At 48.1% G+C, this 21,608-nt stretch carries 18 protein-coding genes; 8 read left to right on the top strand and 10 right to left on the bottom strand.

Annotated features, from left to right (window positions below; all coding sequences use genetic code 11):
- Positions 1-251 precede the first annotated feature (251 nt).
- From ACR0QT_RS07040 to ACR0QT_RS07055, 4 genes are all read right to left on the bottom strand, one after another.
- Positions 252-1,157: a glycerophosphodiester phosphodiesterase family protein gene (locus ACR0QT_RS07040; protein ID WP_432630118.1), complete on the bottom strand. Its 906-nt coding sequence runs from the start codon at positions 1,155-1,157 to the stop codon at positions 252-254.
- Between the two features lie 115 nt (positions 1,158-1,272).
- A complete protein-coding gene (locus ACR0QT_RS07045; RefSeq protein WP_432630119.1) occupies positions 1,273-2,091 on the bottom strand; it encodes a carbohydrate ABC transporter permease in 819 nt (272 codons plus the stop codon).
- The gene (locus ACR0QT_RS07050) at positions 2,091-2,972 is read right to left on the bottom strand and encodes a carbohydrate ABC transporter permease (protein WP_432630120.1); all 882 of its coding nucleotides are present in this window, start codon (positions 2,970-2,972) and stop codon (positions 2,091-2,093) included. The genes ACR0QT_RS07045 and ACR0QT_RS07050 overlap by 1 nt, the downstream gene beginning before the upstream one ends.
- A 350-nt stretch (positions 2,973-3,322) precedes the next feature.
- Complete coding sequence (locus tag ACR0QT_RS07055; protein ID WP_432630121.1) at positions 3,323-4,666, bottom strand: ABC transporter substrate-binding protein; 1,344 nt, start codon at positions 4,664-4,666, stop codon at positions 3,323-3,325.
- A 380-nt stretch (positions 4,667-5,046) separates the two neighbouring features.
- On the opposite strand from ACR0QT_RS07055, the gene ACR0QT_RS07060 reads away from it, so the two are divergent.
- Positions 5,047-6,804 (top strand): sensor histidine kinase, encoded by a 1,758-nt coding sequence (locus ACR0QT_RS07060; RefSeq protein ID WP_432630122.1) that lies wholly within the window; start codon positions 5,047-5,049, stop codon positions 6,802-6,804.
- The gene (locus ACR0QT_RS07065) at positions 6,801-8,183 is read left to right on the top strand and encodes a response regulator transcription factor (RefSeq protein WP_432630123.1); all 1,383 of its coding nucleotides are present in this window, start codon (positions 6,801-6,803) and stop codon (positions 8,181-8,183) included. The genes ACR0QT_RS07060 and ACR0QT_RS07065 overlap by 4 nt, the downstream gene beginning before the upstream one ends.
- Before the next feature lie 183 nt (positions 8,184-8,366).
- Here ACR0QT_RS07065 and ACR0QT_RS07070 read toward each other — a convergent pair whose 3' ends face one another.
- Complete coding sequence (locus ACR0QT_RS07070; RefSeq protein WP_432630124.1) at positions 8,367-9,869, bottom strand: sulfatase-like hydrolase/transferase; 1,503 nt, start codon at positions 9,867-9,869, stop codon at positions 8,367-8,369.
- 214 nt (positions 9,870-10,083) lie between these two features.
- Here ACR0QT_RS07070 and ACR0QT_RS07075 point away from each other — a divergent pair, with 214 nt between their 5' ends.
- From ACR0QT_RS07075 to ACR0QT_RS07100, 6 genes are all read left to right on the top strand, one after another.
- Positions 10,084-10,986, top strand: a complete 903-nt coding sequence (locus ACR0QT_RS07075) for a helix-turn-helix domain-containing protein (protein WP_432630125.1) — start codon at positions 10,084-10,086, stop codon at positions 10,984-10,986.
- Positions 10,987-11,136: 150 nt separating this feature from the next.
- The gene (locus ACR0QT_RS07080; RefSeq protein ID WP_432630126.1) at positions 11,137-11,922 is read left to right on the top strand and encodes an MBL fold metallo-hydrolase; all 786 of its coding nucleotides are present in this window, start codon (positions 11,137-11,139) and stop codon (positions 11,920-11,922) included.
- Positions 11,923-11,963: 41 nt separating this feature from the next.
- Positions 11,964-12,758 (top strand): threonine/serine ThrE exporter family protein, encoded by a 795-nt coding sequence (locus ACR0QT_RS07085; protein ID WP_432630127.1) that lies wholly within the window; start codon positions 11,964-11,966, stop codon positions 12,756-12,758.
- A gap of 114 nt (positions 12,759-12,872) precedes the next feature.
- Positions 12,873-13,334 carry a threonine/serine exporter family protein gene (locus tag ACR0QT_RS07090; protein ID WP_432630128.1) on the top strand — a complete coding sequence of 154 codons (462 nt, stop codon included), beginning with the start codon at positions 12,873-12,875 and terminating at the stop codon, positions 13,332-13,334.
- Between the two features lie 41 nt (positions 13,335-13,375).
- Entirely contained in the window at positions 13,376-14,062 is a 687-nt protein-coding gene (locus ACR0QT_RS07095; protein ID WP_432630129.1) for a response regulator transcription factor, read from the top strand.
- Positions 14,063-14,109: 47 nt separating this feature from the next.
- A complete protein-coding gene (locus tag ACR0QT_RS07100; RefSeq protein WP_432630130.1) occupies positions 14,110-15,819 on the top strand; it encodes an ATP-binding protein in 1,710 nt (569 codons plus the stop codon).
- A gap of 238 nt (positions 15,820-16,057) precedes the next feature.
- Here ACR0QT_RS07100 and ACR0QT_RS07105 read toward each other — a convergent pair whose 3' ends face one another.
- The 5 genes from ACR0QT_RS07105 to ACR0QT_RS07125 form a co-directional block, all read right to left on the bottom strand.
- A complete protein-coding gene (locus ACR0QT_RS07105; RefSeq protein WP_432630131.1) occupies positions 16,058-16,696 on the bottom strand; it encodes an RpiB/LacA/LacB family sugar-phosphate isomerase in 639 nt (212 codons plus the stop codon).
- Positions 16,697-17,037: 341 nt separating this feature from the next.
- Positions 17,038-18,384 carry an MATE family efflux transporter gene (locus ACR0QT_RS07110; RefSeq protein WP_432630132.1) on the bottom strand — a complete coding sequence of 449 codons (1,347 nt, stop codon included), beginning with the start codon at positions 18,382-18,384 and terminating at the stop codon, positions 17,038-17,040.
- Between the two features lie 328 nt (positions 18,385-18,712).
- Positions 18,713-19,342, bottom strand: a complete 630-nt coding sequence (locus tag ACR0QT_RS07115) for an SGNH/GDSL hydrolase family protein (protein WP_432630133.1) — start codon at positions 19,340-19,342, stop codon at positions 18,713-18,715.
- 202 nt (positions 19,343-19,544) lie between these two features.
- Positions 19,545-20,492, bottom strand: a complete 948-nt coding sequence (locus ACR0QT_RS07120) for an ADP-ribosylglycohydrolase family protein (protein WP_432630134.1) — start codon at positions 20,490-20,492, stop codon at positions 19,545-19,547.
- 83 nt (positions 20,493-20,575) lie between these two features.
- Positions 20,576-21,577 (bottom strand): asparaginase, encoded by a 1,002-nt coding sequence (locus ACR0QT_RS07125; protein WP_432630135.1) that lies wholly within the window; start codon positions 21,575-21,577, stop codon positions 20,576-20,578.
- Positions 21,578-21,608: the final 31 nt, after the last annotated feature.

A 21,608-nucleotide genomic window follows, 5' to 3' on the forward strand; every position in this document is an offset into this window, starting at 1 on the left:
TATATCCCTTATATCCACTCAATCTATCCTGGTTTTATCCTTTCATGTGGCAAGACAAACCATTTTCCACTCATCAGAAAACAACCCACCCGCACATTTCCATCTGAAAAAGAGAAACCAAAAGACTGCCCACCACAGCTCATGATCCAACCATGAAATTGCAGTGTGCAGTCTTTCCTATCACAAAACCATTTCCCAAATTTTTTGCTTTATTTTTTTCCCGCAAAGATCTTCTAAGCGTCTAAGCGTCATTACCGCATCTTATTTTCCTTTAAATAGCAGGATACCTCATACGGCCAGTCTGTCTGAAGAATCTGTACGCCACGGTCAATCAGCTCTTTCCAGCCCTTGTCTCCGCCATAGCGAAGCGACAGAAGATCGTCATATCCTGCACCAAAGACAAGGCGTTTTGCCAGGCTCAGAGAATTGCACCAGATCTTGATCTGATGATCTTTCAGCCACTGAAAACTCTCATCCGCGAAAATCGGCTCATCCACAGCGTGAGGCAGAATCTCAACTGCCGGAACAGATGCACACTCATCCAGCTCCAACAGCTTCGGGAACAGGTTCGGATCTCCGCACATCGGGATGAAGATGCAATCGCTGTGTGCCTTCGCCCACTTCATCGGTTCCTCATCCTTGAGATAGAACTTGAAGATCGCCTGATTAACCATCTCCTTCTCACACAGAAGCTCGTAAACCTTATCCCAGCAGTCCCAGCACTTGTCGAGAACGAGAATCGTCTTATCCTTGAGGCTGTCCAGAATCTCATCAAACGTCTCGATTCCTTCCACGCAGATCTCTCCAACGTAGTTGTAAACCGGCATTGCTCTCAGCTCCTCCAGGGTGTAATCGCCGATCTTTCCGTCGTTGTGGAACAGACGCTTCATATCGTTGTCATGATGACCGACAATCCGTCCATCCTTCGTCTCCTCCAGATCCATCTCTACCATGTCAGCGCCCTCTCCGATCGCAGTCAGAAAGGCGAGAGAGGTATTCTCCATCACACTCGAAGAAAATTTTCCGCGATGCGAAGCGATCAGAACGTCATGATTCTCCACATCGTATAACTTTTTCATTGTCTCCTGAAATGTCTTTGTCTCCATCATCTTCACCTCAGCGTTTTTATCGTACCCTTTCTGTTTCTTTTCTCTCAACTCCTATGACCGCCCGATGATCGTCCATCGTCGTCTCATCGAGCAGTCAATCCGTTAACCTGTTCTCGTCCGTTTTTATTAATTTTCATTAATTAATAAGATTAAACAGTCATACTTACTTTACAGCACTGTCCATAGCGCCCTTTACGAAGTACTTCTGTAAGAAGATGTATGCCAGTACCGGAGGAAGAACAACGATGAATGCTGCCGCTGCTGCTGCACCCAAATCCTGTTTGGAATCCGTAAAGAAGGTGCTGATTGCCAGCGTGATCGTGCGCATTGCCGGTTTCTGTAAGAAATACAGCTGGAACTGATAATCGTTCCAGATTCCAACACCGTTCAGGATGATAACGCTGACGGTCGTGGACTTCAGGCACGGAAGGATGACATAGAAGAAGGACTGCATCATACTGCATCCGTCAATCATTGCCGCCTCATCGAGGTCCTTCGGAATGCTCTTGATAAAGTTGCTGTACATGTAAATTGCCATCGGAAGATGGAAGGTTGCGGACACAATCACAATGCCCCAGAGATGGTTGATTCCCTTTAAGGATACCATTTCCTTGTACAGAGGAACCAGAATACTTAACTGAGGTACCATCATAACTCCGACGATCAGAGTCAGGATGATGCGGTTTCTCTTGCTCGTCTTTCTTGCGAGCGGGTAAGCTGCCATTGCTCCTGCTACCACGATGATGATAACCGAAAGGAAGGCAATCATCCAGGTATTCCACATGGCAGAGAGAAGATTTCCGTGTTCAATCGCAGTCGGATAGTTCTGGAAGTACGGATGCAGTGCCGGCATCCATCTTGAGGAACGATCTGACAGTTCCTTTAAGGACATGTTGACCATAATGTAAAACGGTGTGATGTGAAGCGCAATGATCAAAAGCGCTACCAGCGTCTGGAGCCATGTTCTGTCTTTCTTTTTCATTAGCTGAGCCCCTCCACTTTCTTCTCAAGGAAACGACGCACGATCGTTCCGATAATCATGATGATAACAAACAAGCAAAGTCCAACGGCTGCGGAATATCCTGCATTCTGATTCTGGAAGTACAGGTAGTTGATCAAGGTGGACAGGGAGTGGGAAGAATATCCCGGACCACCGGAGGTCGTTGAAAGGATGATGCCGAACAGTTTCAGTCCACCGATCAGATTGAGGACAACGCTCGTCGTGATTGCCGGAAGAAGGAGTGGCAATGTGATGTAGCGAAGTCTCTGAAGATAACCGGCGCCGTCAATCTCGGCTGCCTCCTCGTAGGATTCCGGGATGCCCTGAAGTCCTGCGATCATGATGATCATCGTCTTTCCTACGAACTGCAATGCATTGATGACTACGATGATCCATACGGCACGCTTTCCGTCTGCCATCCAGTCGACCGGTGCTTTTCCGAACAGCATCACGATATCGTTGATGGCACCGTGATTGTACTGTACGAGGAAGTAGGAAATATAACCCATGATCAGCGAAGCGATCATTGCCGGCAGATAGACAATCACGCGGGTAAGCGTCTGTCCGTGAAATTTCTTTTGCAGAAGCAAGGCATACGCCACTCCGACAATCGTCTGAATCGTTGTACTTCCGACACCGTAGAGGAAAGTATTCTTCAACGCGGTATAGAACATTTTGTCCTTAAACATTTTGACATAGTTTGCAAATCCCACATACTTGTATGTAGAAGAGTATCCGTTCCAGTTCGTAAAGGAAATCTGGACTCCGGAAAGCAGCGGGTATACGACAAACACTGTCAGCAATACCAGCGCCGGCAGATATAAGACATCGATGGATACCGATCTCGTCTGCTTCTGCTTCATTGATTTCACGCTCCTTCATGTTTAGAACAAGGTTCCGTCTCCAGCGTTTCTGGAAGCGGAACCCGTCCATTTCTGCTTTTATGCAGTCTCTTTTGTTACTGTTTACAAGTTAAGTTCTGTATTTCTGTCTCAAATTCTGTCTCTAGTCTTGTCCTGAATTCTGTCTGTCATCTAGTCGATTCTCAAGTCGTTGATCTAGTCGTTTTCAGTCAGTCTCTCATCTAGTCACTTATCTAGTCTAGTCTTATTTTCTGTCACTCATTCTGTCCGCAAAGATGTCTGTTTTTCTGTCATTCTGTGCACCTTCTGTGCGATCAGATTCATCTCTTAATCTTATTAATCTCTTAACCTTAGTTCTGCTCGCGAAGCGTATTGTAGTCGGTCTCCATTGTCTTTACGCTCTCTTCTACGCTCATCTCGCCACCCATCAGTGCAGAACCGATGGTACGCATGGTGCTCCACATTCCACTCGGCAGATATACACGGTCGAAGGTCGGGCTGATCTTAACATCTGCATACTTCTTGTAGTCTTCTGCTACTGCGCCAAGGTCCGGATCTACGCCCTTCAGAGCGGAACGCTTACCACTGGACTCACAAACTTTCTTTACGTTCTCCGGCTTTGCCAGATATTTCAGAACCTCCAGGCAGAGCTCCTCGTTCTTCGTATCTTTCCAAATACCATAAGCCTCACGCTCACCACCTGCAAATACATTCTCCTGAGACTCATCAACAGTCGGGATCGGAGCCATGCCGTACTGAGCATCCGGGTTCAGCTCGGAAGCCTGACGGATCAGATCCATGTTGGAGGTGATCAGGAACAGAACGTTGTTCTCAGACATACGCGGTGCGATATCAACGGTATCACAGGTTACGCAGTCCTCATTCAGATATCCGGAATCCTTCAGATCTACAAGTAACTGAGAAAGCGGTGCCCAGTTGTTCCAGTCAAAGGAACCATCGAGAAGCTGAGAAGCGTAATCCTGATCGTTTCTTACTTCCAGATAAGTCTGAGCTGCGATATCAAGCAGGGATGCCGGCTGTCTGCTGTCCTTACCTGCGATGAATACGCCGGTGTAACCTTTCTCTTTGCCCTTCTCACAGATGTCCTTGAGCTCATCCCAAGTCTTCGGAATGTCCACACCAAGCTCGGTCAGAAGTTTCTTGTTGTAAAGCAGACCACCCTGATCCATGTTCAGCGGAAGGACGAAAACCTGTCCGTCTGCATTCTGAACGTTGTCTAAGAAGGACGGCTCAATCTCGGAGAACCAAGGCTGATCGTTCAACGGACGCAGATACTCGCTGTAACGAACAACGCTCCAGCCGTGGGTTGCGAAGATATCCGGCAGATCGTTGGAAGCCATGCGGGCTTTCATCAACTGCTCGTAGTCAGAACCCTGAGTGGTGTAGCTGATCTTGACACCCGGATTCTCCTGCATGAACTGCTCAAGAATCTCATTGACTGCATTGTAAGTCTGCTCATTCGCATTGGTCACGATCTCGATCTCGCCCTCGAGGTTCTTGCTCTCTTCCTTGCTCTCTGCGGTGTCAGTCTTCTCTGCCTCGGCTGATGTCTCAGTCTTTGGTGCCTCTGTTGCCGGTGCATCATTTGATGATGATCCGGAACATCCTGCAAGTCCTGCTGCTACGATCGCTGCGGTACCGATTGCGAGCCAGCTTTTCACGCTCTTTCTCATAAACTTACTCCTCCTAATTGTGATGTCGTGTCGTGACTGTGGAAACCAGCCACAACGTTTTCTGATGACTCTATTATAGAATTGTTTTTTCTTTCGATGGTGTCAATTTTTTACGATTTCATTGTACTTTCTTCCGGTTTCTTATGAAATATTGTAAATTTTATGTAAGGACAGTATAATGAATCTAGCATTTTAGACAATACTTTCATTGAAATCCGCTTAAATTCGATTTGGTTTGATGTAAAATTAACAAAAGCTTGATTTTAATTTAACTTGAAAGGAATTTGAAACGGATTTATATTGAATACTTTGAATGTCTTGAATTTAATATTTTGAATTTAATATTTTAATTTTAATATTTTGAAGGAGAATCATCATTTATGCATACACACCGCTCGTTTTCTTTTCAACTTCAAAAGAGCTTTTTAATCAGTACGTTTTTCCCATTTATCCTCGTCGCATCTTTCATCGCAGCGATCTACTCCTCGATGTATCACCGCGACGTCCAGACGCTTCTCGATTCCACAGCGCACTCGATGGTCAGCAACATTCGTACCTATATGAATGAGCTGAACCAGCTGACGCTTCAACCCTACTACACGCAGAAGGTTTACTACTATTTAAAAGCAAAATCCGTCGGCGGGGGAATGCACAACCGTTTAAATGAACTTGACGTTCAGCGCGAACTCGACGAAAATATGACATATCTGCGCCTGAGCCGTCAGGATATCGACGGAATCTACATCATGTCCGGTCACAACTGCCTGTACTACACAGTGTCCTCGCCCGATCACAAATCGATTGTGACTCCGTTTGCATACTCGACAGAGAATTGGTACCGCCGTGCCCTCTCCGCCGATGGAAATGCCGTCACGATCGGACCTCATGTTCCGGATTACGTTCGCCCTGCCGGAACTCCGGTCGTCTCCGTCGCGCGCGCAATTCTCTCGCTCTACCCGAGATACCCGCTCTGCGTGATGAAAATCGACGTCAACACCTCAATGTTTGAGCGAATCTTTCGCGATTTCGCCCTCCACGTCGATGCAACGATCCTGATCCGCGACGAGAATGGGCGCGTCGTATATGCCAACGCCCCTCTTGATGAGAAGGAGCAGACGATCCTCTCCCGCGCCTCAAACGGTCAGACGATCTCGATGAAGGGGGAGGCTTACCAGATTCACGCCTACCCGATCAATGGTTACCCGTGGAATATCTGCATCGCCCTCTCAGGACGAGAGCTGAGTGCGCGCATCCGCACGATCTATCTGAGTACCCTCTTTCTCTATCTGATCGGAATGGCAATGGCGACGCTCTCCCACTCCGTGACCTCGAGAAAGATGGTTCACGCAGTCAACGCGATGAAGCAGGTCTTTGATGGCATCCAAAATCAGGATTTCAGCAAGCGCTACAATTACATTTCTCACACGGAGCTTGATGATCTCGGAGACCAGCTCAACTACACCACCGAGAAACTTGAGCAGACGATCCGTCAGGAGTACATCCTGAAAATCAAACAGAAGGACAGCGAGTTCAAGGCACTTCAGGCGCAGATTCAGCCCCATTTTCTGTTCAACACGCTCAACAACATGATCGCGTTAAACCAGATCGGCGATCAGAAAACGCTTGAGGATTCCCTCTATGAGCTCTCGGGAATGCTCCGCTACATCTTAAAAGCGCCGTCGATCATCCTACTCTCTCAGGAGCTCCAGTTTGTGCAGGATTACTGTGCACTCCAGAAGCTTCGCTTCAACGACCGCCTGAGCTGTGAATTTCACTTAAACATTCATCAGGAAGACTGGAAGATCCCGAAACTTCTGCTCCAACCGATCGTTGAGAACTCAATCCGCCATGGCGTAGAGCCGTGCACCCACCCGTGCACGATTCATATCACTGCGGAGGAGGCAAAAGGCGATATGGACATTCTGTTCATCACGATCTCCGACGACGGCACCGGATATGATATGAAACAGTATGACACCGATCAGACAAGCGGAGAAGGCGGAATCGGAATCCGAAATGTCAAAGAGCGCCTTCTCTCCTTCTCACCGGAAAGCACAATGGAAATAAAAAGTTCCATCGGAAATGGAACGATCACCCGAATTCGACTCAAAAAAACACCGGAGGTTGCACAACCATGAAAATTTTAATTGCAGACGATGAATCTCTTGTTCGCCAGTCCATCCGACTCTTTCTTCTCGATCTCGGCATTCAACCCGAAGATCTCACAGAAGCCGCAAATGGACTCGCGCTCTCGGAGGCACTGAAAAACAACTATTTTGACCTCGCCCTCGTCGACATCCAGATGCCGTATATGAACGGGCTTGAGGCAATCCGCGACGCGCAGGCAAGCGCCCCTGATACCCTCTTCTATATCCTGACGGGATTTGACGACTTCTCCTACGCGAGAGAGGCCCTCCGCCTTCATGTCAAAGATTACCTCTTAAAGCCGATCCGGAGAACGGAACTTGAGGGAATTCTCGAGGAGGTCATCTCCCAGGTTGAGCAGAGAAAGGCAAGCCAGATCCGCGACTTAAAGCTCTGCATCGCTTCCCTGTTCTCTGACGGAGGATCAGGCGATTCCGGAGTCACGCTTCCGATTCCCTGCCATCCGCTCTTAATCACGGCGGACCAGCCCGGAACTGTCCTCTCCGGCTCTCGTTTTTCCGAGGAAGCCGACGACCACATGATCCTGATTCCTCACCGCAAGGCAGACCGGCTGTTTCTGTTCTTATTTGAGACTCCGGAGTACCCGAACATCTATGCGGACTTTCTTCAGGAATTCACGAAACGCTACGGAAGCACGCACACGATCATCGAGGGAAAGACGTTCTCCGACACCTCGCTCTGGCAGTCCGAGCACCAGCGCATGACGACGCTCGCGTCCTGCCGGTTCCTGTTTGGAAGCAGTCGCTTCTATAAGAATACGACAACGGCACCCGAGCTTTCCAGCTTCGCGACTGAGATCTGTACTCAGTGTCAGAACAGCTTAAATGCCTACACGAACGGAGACTATGCCGGATTCTCGCTCGCGAGTGAGTTTCTCGCCCGCGAATTTCCGCGCCTGAATCAGGAATCCCCCGCGAATGCGACCCACCTGCTCTCGTTTCTTGAGCGCGCCTACGGCATCGATCCGTCCGCCCCGCTCTCCGGGCAGTTCTCGCATCTGGCATCGACGATGATCCAGAACACCTCGAGCGACTTCCGCTACGACGAGATCATCCGATACCTCGAACAGCACTATCAGGAAGACTTGAGTCTCTCCTCGGTCGCTGACCGCTTCTGCCTCTCGCCCGGATATTTCTCTACGATCTTTAAGAAAAAGGCGGGGCACAACTTCGTCCACTACCTGACCTATCTTCGGATTCGCGAAGCGAAACGACTGCTGATCGAGACCAAGATGACGATCAGCGAGATCGCAACCGCGGTCGGATACAGCTCCGCGAGCTTCTTCATCCGCTCATTCAAAAAAACCGAAGACGTTTCCCCGTCCGAGTACAGAAAAAGCAAGCATGCGTGATCTCACGCATGCCTGCTTTTTTATTTTTCAGATGTATTTTCCAGATTTCAAGTCTTACTCTTCTCTTCGTGTTCGTTCTGTTTTTACTCTGTTTTTCCTCTGTTTTTATTCTACTTTTGTTCCGTCTCTACTCTGTTTCTATTTTTTGTTTCTCTTCTGTTTTCTCGCGTTCTTTCGTGTTCTTTAATGCTGTTCTTTTCTTCTGACTGCTGAAACCATCGGAAGTCCGGTATCGTAGTCGAGCTGTCTCGGCTCGTACATCTCCTCTTCCTCTTTCTGGCGCGTGTATCCGCCGTTCGCCCAGGTCGGCTCATATCCGTTTCTCCACGGTCTGACAGCCCACTGGTATCCGCGGTACATATCTCGCGTCTCATCCATCTCTTTCAAGATCTGATCGTGCATTTCATCGCGGATTGTCGCATAGCGCTCATCGTCGATCAGGTTGTGAACCTCGCACGGGTCTTCCTTCGTGTCGTAAAACTCATCCTTGTCCATCAGATGAAGAGCCAGCTTGTAACGCTCTGTCACCGCTGCACGCATCATCTGAAGTCCGCCAAATCCATCGTGGTCAACCTCATAGCGCGTAAACTCGGTGAAGACAACATCGTTGATCTTCTTCGTCGTATCATAAATCTGCGGAAGCATGCTCTTGCCCGCAAGGCACTTCGGAATCTTCACACCGAAGTAGTCCATGATCGTCGGCGCCAGATCGATGTGGGATGCCGGAGCGTCCACAACCTTGCCCTTTTCTCCTCCGCGGATGATTAACGGAATGTTTGCCACCTCGCGGTAGATTGCGGCATTTTTCTGGTTTAAGTGATGGGAGCCGAGCATATCGCCGTGATCGGACGTATAGATGACGAGCGCATCCGGCATCTTCTCATCGATGACTTTCAGCACTCTTCCGATCTCATAATCGGCAAACGAGTTGCATCCCAAAAACAGGGATCTCTTCTCCGTCGGTGTGCGCAGTTCCTCCGAGGTCGCATGGAGGTTCTTTCCCGCCCAGAGTTTCTGCATCAGCGGTTTGTCCTCGAGATCGTCGTGGAAGCCCTCATTGTCGTCAAATGAGAAATCCTCATACATCCGGTTAAACGGAGCCGGGCACAGTGACGGTCCATGCGGTTCGTCGTAGGAGACTGTCAGGAAGAAGTCCTCATCCCCGTACTGCTCGAGGAAACGGATTGCACGATCCGAGCAACGATGCGCGTAGGTGAAATCCTCGGTCATCTCCGGGCTAAATGCTGTCGCGCGCTTTCTCGACTTCACGCGCTCCTCCTCAGTCAGCTCCTCAAGGTAACACCGCATATCGTACCAGTAATCCGGATCCCAGCCCTCCGGGCACTTTCCATATCCAAAATAGTCTCCGCCGTCGAGATGCCACTTTCCGACATAACCACAGTGTACATCCTGATCCGTCAGACGCTGACCGATCGTCTTCACGCCCTCACCGAGAGGCATGCTGTTCGTCGACACCCCATTGCTGTGCGGGAAAAGTCCGGTGAAGATCGCACCGCGCGCCGGACCGCAGACCGGCTGACAGGAGTACGCATTCTCATAGCGGATTCCACCCTCTGCCAGGTGATCGAGATTCGGGGTCTTCATCCGACTGTCCCCGTAACAGCCAAGCATATCCTTTCGTGTCGTGTCCGTCATAAAGAGAATGACCTGTCTCTTTCCACTCATCTTGTGTCCTCCTTGATTTTGCCTTTATATGCTATATACTTACATATAAAATACTTAAAATTCTATAAATTTTGAAATGTTTGTGTAATTTCTTCTATTTTTTCGTATATCTAAATGGTTTATATTTGATATAATTATAAGAACAAATGAAAGCAGACTCCATGTTTTTTTACGCTCACTATATGGACAATTCTGCTTTTTGGGAGGAAGAAGTATGATTGATAATGCAGGATATCTCTATCCTGAAAAGAGGGACAAGGGACGGGAAGATCTCAGTGTTCCAATCTCCATAAACTGCTGTGGCTCCAAGCGTTTTTTCACCCGGGATTACCTTCGCAGAAGACCGGACGGGCGATTGGACTACCAGCTTCTCTATGTTTATCACGGTACCGGACATTATCTGTTTTCGGACGGATGGAAGGCAATGGAGGCTGGCTCTCTGATTCTCTACCGTCCCGGCGAACCTCAAGGATACTGTTATTACGCAGAGGAGACACCGGAAATCTACTGGATTCATTTCACCGGGTCGGAGGTTGAGACCGAGCTTGCACATTACCAAATTCGGACAGGCATGATCGGAAAATCCCCGGAACTGAGGAATCTCTTTGACGAGATTATCTCCGAACTTCAACTGAAAAACCTGCATTTTTCAGATTTTATCAACTGTGATTTCAAGCGACTCCTCGTGTTGATTGCGCGCACAAGAGATCATTATCTCTGTCCGTCCCATAACAACTCTTCTGTGAACCGCCTGATTCTTCATCTGAATCGGACTTACATGGAGCCGTGGACGATTCGCTCGATGGCAGAATTTTGCAACATCAGCCCCGACTACCTCGCTCACCTGTTTAAGGACAACACGAATGTCTCCCCGATGCGGTATCTAAACCAGCTCCGCGTCGAAAAGGCGGAGGAACTCCTCTCGGTCACCGACTTGCAGATTCAGGAGATCGCGACGCTCGTCGGCTACCCGGATTCCCTCTATTTCAGCCGGACGTTCAAAAAATTGATTGGCGAGGCGCCTTTGGCTTACCGCAAACAGCACCGGGAACGTGATTCCATGGATTTTTCCGCTCAGAAACTTCCCGACCGTGTACAAGACCCCTCCCTTTCCTGATCAAAAGTCTGGTCATTTTGAGGATTTTGTTTTATCATAGCATTATCTTAGAAATTAGAATTAGAATTAGAAAAAGTCAGAAATTAGAAAAAGTCAGAAAAAAGATAAAAATTTCCGACTACACCAAGCGAAAGGATTCTATTGATATTTATGGACATCACTTATATTCATCACAGCGGTTACCTGCTTGAAAGCGAACACGCGCTCTTCCTCTTTGACTTTGTGGAGGGAACGCTCCCATCACTTGATCCGGAGAAAGAGCTGTTCGTCTTTGTGAGCCATCGCCATGCGGACCATTTCAGCCCGAGGATCTTTGATCTTCCGGCTTCCCATGCAAAGACCCACTTTATTCTCTCCTATGACATTCGACCGAACAAGGTGCCGGAATCCGCAAAAAGTCTCGTCTCGTTCATGAAACCACATGAGGTTTTGGAATTTCCACGCCTTGAGAAGAAACCGTTTTCCCTTCGCATCACGACGTTTAAGTCCACCGACGAGGGAGTTGCTTTTATTCTTGAGATTAAGGATCCATTATCTCCATCTCCCGATAATTCGGAAGCGGTCATCGATCCACAACCTCCGACTGTCATTTACCATGCCGGAGACTTAAACGACTGGCGCTGGAACGGGGAACCGCTCTCGTGGAACAACAATATGAGCGCCAACTACAAGCGGGAACTTGAAAAAATCCGCGACTCGGGTTTCCGCCCTGATATCGCGATGATCCCGCTCGACGGACGGCAGGAAGATCTCTTCTATCTCGGAATCGATGAGTTCATGCAGATCGTCGGCGCAGATTGGATTTTCCCGATGCATTTCTGGGAAGACTCTTCTGTGATCTCCAAGCTGAAAGCCCTCCCGTGCAGTGCCCCTTACCGCGCACGCATCATAGACCTCGAAAAAGAGAGCTACAACTTACAAAATTTACAAAACTAAAAAACTTACACAAAGAATCATAATAAAGGACTTGCTACTCTATGGACATGATGGACACTATGGACACTCAGGAAATTCTTCTTCTCGCAATGAAAGCCGGGCAGATTCAGCTCGAAAACGGCGCGGAGATTTTTCGCGTCGAGGACACAATCATGCACATCTGCCACTCCTACGGTCTTCACTCTGTGGATACCTTTGTCCTCAGCAATGGCATTTTTTTAAGCTGTGGTGATGAGGAGGAGCCCATGTTTGCCAAGGTGCTCCAAATTCCGGTCAACAACACAAACCTGAGCAGAGTTGCCGAAGTCAACCAGCTTTCCCGGCGGATCGAGGAGGAGGGCTTGTCGCTTGACGAGGTAAAACGAGAGCTTCACCGGATTGAAACTGCCCCGGGATTTCCACCCTCAATCCAGATCCTCGTCGCCGGGATCTCCGGTGCCTGCTTTGGTCTGATGTTTGGCGGAAATACGAGAGATTTTCTCTGCTCGATTCTGATCGGCAGTCTCTACCAATCCTATGCCCTGTATCTCGGCAATCCCCATTTTAGCCGGATTGTCCGAAACATCCTCGGCAGTGCGCTGATCACGTTTTTGTGCATCCTCTGCTATCGCTTCGGTTTCGGAGAAAATTTTGACGCGATGATCATCGGTGGAATCATTCTCATGGTTCCGGGAGTTGCATTCACCAATGCAATCCGCGATATGGCAGACAGCGACTACATTGCCGGCTCCGTCCGAATGCTCGACGCAATGCTCGGTTTCTTCTGCATTGCAATGGGAGTCGGTTTTGTGATCGCTCTCTATGGAATTCTCACCGGAAGCCCACTGATTCTGTAACCTGAAACCTGTAAACTTGTAAATCTTGCAAACCGGTAAATCTTTCAAACCGGTAAATCGGCAAACCTGCAAGTCAGTGATTCCGTATTTTTCGGAGGATATGGAGGATATGATATGATTTTACATTTGCTGACGCAGACCATCTCTGCCTCGATCGCCACGGTCGGATTTTCTCTGCTCTTTGGCGTTCCATCCCGATATTATCCCTGCTGTGCGCTGATCGGCGGGGTCAGCTGGCTCGCCTACCTGCTGATTCTTCCCTACTCGTCCGTCTCAATCGCCACGTTTGCCTCCACCGTGATCGTCATTCTGATGTCACGATGGTTTGCCGTGCGGGAGCGCTGTCCGGTCACGATCTTTCTGATCTCCGGAATCATTCCGCTCGTCCCGGGTGCCGGGATTTACCGTGCCACCTACTACATGGTGACCGAGCAACTCCACCAGGCTGTCCAAACCGGATTTGAGTCTGTGAAAGTTGCCGTCGCCATCGTACTCGGAATTGTGTTTGTGTTTGAAATTCCACAGAAAGTCTTTCAGTTTGGGACAAACAAAACACATTCCTCAAAAAAACAATAGAACGATAAAAGAAACGATAAAAGAAAAGGGGATTTGTTTCCATGCGCATTTTAATTGTCGAAGACGAACATGCACTTGCCGAGACTCTCGCTGACTTAATCAGTGGTCCCGGCGGTGATCGTTCTTCAAACGCTGATATTGCCGAAAATGGTCTTGACGGTCTTGAACTTATCCGAAGCGGGATTTACGATGCCGTGATTCTTGATGTGATGCTCCCGGGCATGAATGGTTTTGATATTTTAAAACAGATCCGGAAGGAGGGGATCGCAACCCCAGTTCTGATGCTGACTGCCCGCTCCGATCTGACTGATCGGGTCAAAGGACTTGACTGGGGAGCGGACTATTATCTCACAAAACCATTTGAGAACGAGGAGCTTCTCGCCTGTCTCCGCTCGATTCTCCGCCGACCGTCCAATATGGTCCCCGAGGATCTGCAATTTGGAGATCTGACGCTGACTCCTTCCGCCTCCAAGCTGACCTGTGGGGAGCGTGAGGTTTTGCTGAGCGCCAAAGAGCTTGAGATGATGCGCCTTCTGATGCAAAACATCGGGCAGTATCTCTCCAAAGAGACTCTGATTTTGAAAATCTGGGGATACGACGGAGATGTCTCCTCAAATAGCGCCGAGGCATACATCTCTTTCCTTAGAAGAAAACTCAAACTGCTCCGCTCGACCGTTCAGATCTGTTCTGCGCGAAACATCGGATATCGGCTCGAGCAGAATCAATAAAAATCAATCATTTTGAGAACAAAGAGAGGAAAGGGGGAAATTTACCCATGCTGAAACAGCTTCGCTGGAAGATCACAGGACTGATTATGGGTGTTGTTGCGATTCTGCTCACGGCCATTTTTCTCGCACTCTACTCCTCGACCGCGCTGAGTTACCGAAATCGCAGTATGGAGGCAATGCGAACCGCGCTTCAACAGAATCAGAGCGGACAGCTTAAGCCCGGGCAAGTAAAACCTCAGAATCAAGTTGAACCTCAGAATCAAGTTGAACCGCAAGATCAAGTTGAACCGCAACCGGATTCCACACAACCGCCTAAGCAAGAACAGAATTCCTCCTTGCCGGACCAGGGCTTATCAGAAACGCCTGCTGAGACACCACCTGAAAAGCCACAAAATGAGCCAACCTCAAAGACAAGCGATCCAACCCCAAAGACAAATGATCCTGATCCGAGTCTGAGTCAGCCTAAGAATACTGATTCCCCGCCACCTCCCAGACAGGAGATTTCCGCAGTCGCCGTCGTCGAGCTCGGCACACAGGCAAGTGCAAATGGAACGCATGCAAATGAAACAACAGCCGATGAAGTCCCTGGGAACACAGACACAGAGGAGACGAATGTCGTCCTTGAAAATCACATTCCCGCCCTCTCCGATGAGGATGCAATCACCTTTGCTCTTCTCGCGGAGAAAGAGGAAAAAGACTGTGGATCGCTAAACGAACAGCACCTTCGCTATATGAGGCAGAAGACTCCGCAGGGAAGTGTCCGCTATGCACTCTCAGACACATTCAGCGAGGATCATGCACTGAAAACTCAGATGCTCCACTCCGGCGCGGTCGCCCTCCTTGCTCTCGTCGCCTTTTTCGTTGCATCATGCCTGCTCTCCCGCCGTCTTGTCGCCCCAGTCGAGACTGCATGGAAACAGCAACAGCAGTTTGTCGCTGACGCTTCCCACGAGCTAAAAACTCCTCTGACTGTCATTCTGTCAAACACCAGTCTGCTTCTTCGCGACTATGACGATCGCAAAAACTGGAATCCTTCGCACATAGGCATAGAAATAGAAACGGAAAATGCGGGTACGGATCAAACGACAATCGAAAACAGGAACATCTCACATACGGACATAGCGGTGGAAAATACGGTTTCCTCGCACACAACACTCGGCACGGCAATCGAGCGAACTTTGCGAATACAGAGCGAGGCGACCCGAATGAAACAGCTCGTCGAGTCTCTCCTTCTTCTCGCCCGAAGCGATTCCGGTCGACTCTCGCAGGATTATCACAACGTCGATTTCAGTTATCTCGCTGAGAGCAGTGTCATGGCATTTGAACCGGTCGCCTTTGAGAGCGGACGGGAAATTGAAGCTGAGCTTGCCGAAGACATCGAGCTCTACGGAAATGAGACAAGACTTCGACAGCTTGCAGACATCCTGATTGACAATGCCTGCAAATACAGCAATCCCGGTTCTGTGATTCAGGTCCAGCTTAGCGAGAAGAAAGACAAGCACACGGTTCTCTTTTCTGTCACCAGTGAGGGAAAACCGCTCAGTGAGGATGAACAGAAGCAGATTTTCCTGCGCTTCTACCGCGCCGATCCTTCCCGCGGAGAGATCCCCGGCTTCGGTCTCGGTCTCTCGATCGCATCAAGCATTGTCAAGGAACACGGAGGCACGATTCAGGTTTCCTCCGACGGAATCCAGAAAAATACGTTTACCGTAACTCTGCCAAAGAAAAAAGAGGGTTCGAGGTCAGATTCCAATTAATCGAATCCTAAAAACACCAAAAAGAAAAAGACGAAGCGTTCTCCGCCTTGCAAATTCACAGATTCGCTTTTGTAATCTCTGAACTTTGTACGCGAAGTTCTCTTCGTCTTTTATGTTTCTACGGATTCGTCACTCCGATCATCACCGTCATTTAGATTCAAGTCGACGCAAGTATCGACTTGGCGCGTGATTTTGATCAGCTCTGCTGACATCTTCCTGTGACGTTTCTTATTTTGATTTATGCCAGAATCTCTTTTACAACTGCCTTCAGATCCTCATCCTTGCAGTTATCCCAGAAATACTCACCAAATCCCTTGGTTGCCAGAGCGCCCTTAACCAGCTCACGATCCAGATTCTTTAAGATCGTTCCGAGATCCTGATAGGTCACGGTCTTCACCTGATCCAGAATCTTCTTGTTGCGCTGTTCCGGAACGGCACGCTCTCTCGGATATCCCCGACCGCTCTCCTCCACATACAGCTTCTCAAAGATATACTCCAGATTCAGATCTCCGCCCCAGCCGAAGCCTTTTGCAAACGGGATTGCAATCGCATTTCCGTCATTGATCTGTGCAAATGTATATGCATCCAGTGCATCCTCTACATGACCGCAGATAACACCCGGGAAGGAGTTGCATGCGAGCATAGCGCCCTCACCCGTTCCACATCCAGTGATCACATAATCTGCTGCGCCGGAATTCAGAAGAACAGCTGCCAGAATACCAACCTGAACATAGGTCAGCTGAGCCTCATCATCTGCGGAATACATGCCATAGTTGTATACCTGATGACCCATCGGCTCTACAACTTTCTTCAGCGCGTTCTCAATGATGGCGTTCTTTCCTGCCTGGCTGTTCTCATTAATCAGTGCAATTTTCATTTTTAAAATCCCCTTTCTGATGATTCATTCGGTAAGTCGATCCATCGATCACTCGAATCATTCCATACCTATTGATACATTCGATACATGATATACCTTCCCTATCATCATATCTGATTTTCCTCATAAAAGCAACGCAGTTTTCACTATTTTCTGAATTTTGAAAGTGATTACAATTTTCGCTTTTTGCGCTCATTTTTTCTTTGCACTTTGCCCATATTTTCTCAATTATCCTATCCCTGCAACTCTCTCTGATTGCGTTTATCTGTTTATGATGGAATTTGTCTGCTTCGCTCTGTTCAGCTCTGTTCAAATTCAGCTCTATTCAAATTCAACTCTATTCAGTTTTCGCGAAACCGCTTAAAAATCCAGATAAAGTAGGCAATCTCCGCGACTGCCGTGATTGACCAGGATACCGGATAGAGCAGATAAAGCGAGCGGATCGTGTGAATGCTCGCAAACACCGTGTAAATCCAGACAAGACGGAAGACACAAGAACCAAGGATCACCACAACCGTCGGCACAACCGTCTTTCCAAGACCACGCGAAGCTGCAATCGTCGCATCCATGAACGCACTGACCGCATAGGAGAGCGCCATCACAGAAAGACGATGGATTCCCGCCTCCATAACCTCACGGTCACTCGTGAACAGACCAAGGAAGGAGTAGCGCATCACATAAAGTCCGACACCGAGAATCAGAGCCACCGTAAACGAGTAAAGAATACTGAACACATAACTCTTCATCATTCTATCGCGTTTTCCTGCACCACGGTTCTGTGCAATGAAACTGGTACCTGCTGTGTAGAATGCCGCCATCATATCATAGACGAGTGGATCTGCATTTGCGGCAGCCGAATTTCCCTCTACCATCACATGATCAAACGAATTGACGCTCGCCTGAACAAAGAGGTTTGCAACCGAGAAAATCGTATTCTGAAATGCCGCCGGAACGCCGAGCTGAAGCACACGGCACAGTTTATCCGCATCAAACTCTTTTCGGATCTCATTTGGGTGAAACGCAAAAGAAGCCTTGCTTCTGATGAGCATTCCCACAACAAGAATTGCGGATACATACTGGGAGGTGACACTCGCAAGCGCGACGCCTGCCACATCCAGATGGCATCCAATGACAAAAATAAGGTTGAGGATTACATTCAGGATTCCCGAAAAGGTCAGACAGTACAGCGGTCTCTTCGTATCTCCCGCTGCACTCAGCACCGCATTACCGAAATTGTACATTGCAAGCGCCGGAGAACCGAGCAGATAAATGTGAAGATACAAGACTGCACCCTCCATCAGTTCCGCCTTCGTCTTCATCATCGTCAGAACTGTCCGCGCAAACACGATTCCAAATCCCATGATCAGAAGTCCCGTCACAAAACAGACCACTCCTGCTGTGTGAACAGTCTGTCGGATGTTTCGCTCATGTTTTGATCCGATATAAAGCGCCGTCAGCGCATTCACTCCACTCGCAATTCCAAGCAGAATTCCCGTAAACAGCGTCACAAGAAGACTTGTCGAACCCACCGCTCCGAGTGCAATCGGGCCGGAAAACTTTCCAACCACTGCAACATCGGACATGTTGAACAAGACCTGCAAGATATTGGAGAACATCAGCGGTACACTGAAGACGAGCATTTTTTTCCACAACGATCCTGTTGTGAGATCCATCTCTGTGCTTTTCATTTTTCTTTCTTTTGTCCTTATTTCCTTTCGTGATTTTTTCCGTTCTCGTATTTCTTTTTCTCTGTCTCTCTGCGCATCCGATATGAAATTTCTTTTCTTCCCCGTTTTGCGCAAGTTTCGTTCCATGCTCACCATACCCACCATGCTCAACTTTCTTGCGAACATAGAATGAGCGTTAGAAGATGTAGGAATCAAAATCCTCTTTCATCCACTAACGCTCATTCCATCATACACTTAAAATATCAAAATGAAAAGCACATTTTTCTTACGAATTAAATCTCTCTACTTAAAAAATTTATCCGTACTCTCAAGATATTGTCAAACATTATCAAGCCACAATCTTTTCCCGCACAACCTGATACACTGCCTCTGCAAGATTTCGATGACCTTCCTCTGTCATATGTTCCTGATCCCGTTTACTTGGATCTGCATAGCGAGAGGCATCAAGGAATTCCACATTCTCTGCCTCTGCAATCTTGTGATACGCTTCTGCAAGCTCTTTCGACACCTGAATCGAATTCTTGCAAAATTCCGGATCAAATCCCGGTTCCCAGACATGATCTCCAAGATGAATCGGGGAAATAATCAGAATCTTACTATTCGGCGCATACTGCCGGATCTGACCGATCAGGCGCTGAATTCCCTGTGCGATCACCTGAGCCGATGCGCCAAAAATCGTCTTGCAGTCATTTGTTCCAAGCATCACCGTCACCAGATCCAGTGGTGCATGGGACTCCAGCAGAGTCGGAAGAAGTTTCACACTGTTTCTTCCATCGCGAAGCGGATCATCAAAGATGCTCGTTCTTCCGCACAAGCCCTCCTCAACAACGTGATAATCCTGCGCTCCGAGTTTTTCACTCAAAATGCTTGTCCATCTAACTCCCCAAGGGTATCTCGCATTCTCTCCCGGTACCAATCCAAATGTATTCGAATCTCCAAAGCATAAAATCTGTTTCATATCTATCACTCACTTCCATATTTTCTGGATTACTTACTTCTGTCGTTTTTTCAAAGTTTTAAAGTTTTGTAGAAATCCATATTCCTACTCAATTCCTACTCACTGTGTCCTTTGATTTATTTATGGGAGTGATTATACCTATTTTTAATCTATTTGAGAAGTTCCAATAATTGATAGGGAGTTATAGGATGAATCTATTAAACTATAAAAAGAGATATCTCTCAATTTTATCTTTCTTTTGCAGTGCATCTATCCATTCTTGCGGAATTTCTTCATAACCGTAATAAAGACCTGCAAGACCGCCCGTCACTACACCGACGGTGTCCGTGTCATCCCCAAGATTCACAGCTGTGATCAGTGCCTCCTCAAAGGAATCTGTCTGAATCAGGCACCAGATCGCCGATTCCAGCGTGTCTACCACATATCCACTGCTCGAAATCTCCGTCTCCGGAACTTCTCGAAATTTCTCCAAGTGCATCAGTCTCTGAAAATGTTGCAGTTCTGCATAATTTCTTAAATCATGCCGGTAATACTCATATGCCTGATCAATTCCCTGCTGTAAACGTTCGATCAGACTTCCCTTCTGTTCCAAAACTGCTTTCACACAAAAATAATAAATTCCACACGCCATCTGGCTTCTCAAATGCGCATGCGTCAGAGCAGACACCGCATGAATCTTGTAAATACACTCATCCTCCGAAGTACAGATTTTCTTCTGTCTCTCAAACAGAAACAGACAGACTGGCAAAATCCGCATCAGTGAGCCATTTCCATTATCATACTCGGTTCTGCCCCCACACTCATCCAGACTTTTTGTCTGTCCATATCGAAGAATCGCCTGACGCGTCGCATTTCCAATATCAAAGACCTCTCCAAAAGGCGTATACTCTCCATACAGACACCAGTCTGAAAACCGTTTCATCATATCTTTCCGATCAAGTTTTCGTTGATTGCCGATGCTGTCAAGCGTCGCGAGCACCATGCTCGTGTCATCCGACCATGTTCCTGCCGGCCGATTGTGCGTTCCATGCCCGCGCATTTCCATCACCGGATCTGCCTTTCTCTCCTCTCTCGAAGTGAACTCTACCGGCACTCCAAGCGCGTCCCCGACGGCAAGACCATAGATTCCATCTCTCCAAATATTTCTCAATTTTTCATCATCTCCCCCATTCCCCTAAATGTTTCTTCGAGTTTTTGTGAACTTGTCACTCAACCTTGTCTTCATGATTATCCTCATGATCGAATTTTCACTTCTCCGGCAATGTCAACTGAAAAATATTCTTTCATCTCCCGAAGATCATCGGTCTGACCAAGCACCCACATCAGTTTCGTCATCGCCGCCTCAGCTGTCATGTCGTAAGCCTGGAGAACCCCTTTTTCGAGTGCCAGTCGCCCTGTCTCATAAACGGAAAGATTGCTTCCCTCATACCGACACTGGCTTCCGACGAGAACCAACATTCCCTTCTCGACTACCTTTCCAACTGCTCCGATAAAATCATTCTTCAAAAATGGCATTCCACCAAGTCCAAATCCCTCAATAAACACGCCCCGGCAACCTCTCTCATAGAGAAGTTCCAAGACATCCGGCGTGATACCCGGATAAAGTTTCAGAAGAGCAACCTTGTCCGAATAGGCAGTCTGCGGTCTGAAAATGCCACGTTTCTCCACAAGATTTTCCCGGAAAATCTGAAGTCCAAGAGAACTGATCTCGCCGACATAGGGATAATTGATACTTTCAAACGCATCAAAACTCATCGTCCTCACCTTGGAAGCGCGACAACCCAGAATCACTTTTCGATTAAAGGCGACAAAAACTCCGGGGCATCCGCTCGCGGACATATGGATTCCACAGCGACAGTTTTCCAGAGCATCTGCCACCGGATTCGCCATTGAGAGCTGACTTCCCGTGACCACAACCGGAATCGATATATTCTGGAGCATGAAGGAGAGCATCGAAGACGTATACGCCAAAGTGTCTGTGCCGTGAATCACCACGATTCCATCATACTCGTGGCTTCTCTGCGCAATGCACGAAGCAAGCCCCGCCCAGTCCTCCGGTCCGATATTGGCACTGTCGAGAGAACAGAAATCCTCTGTCTCAAGCGTCAGATTTTTCGAGACCATTTTCAGCTCTTCCATCATGTCCTTGCCACTGATTCCCGGCACAAGACCATTTGCTCCCTTCACAGAAGAAAGTGTTCCTCCCGTGTTGATAATCAAAATTTTCTTAGACATCTTGTTTCTTCCCTACTGTCCTATCTGTTAT

It is taken from the genome of Brotaphodocola sp., from assembly GCF_050873365.1.
Lineage (GTDB): Bacteria > Bacillota > Clostridia > Lachnospirales > Lachnospiraceae > Brotaphodocola.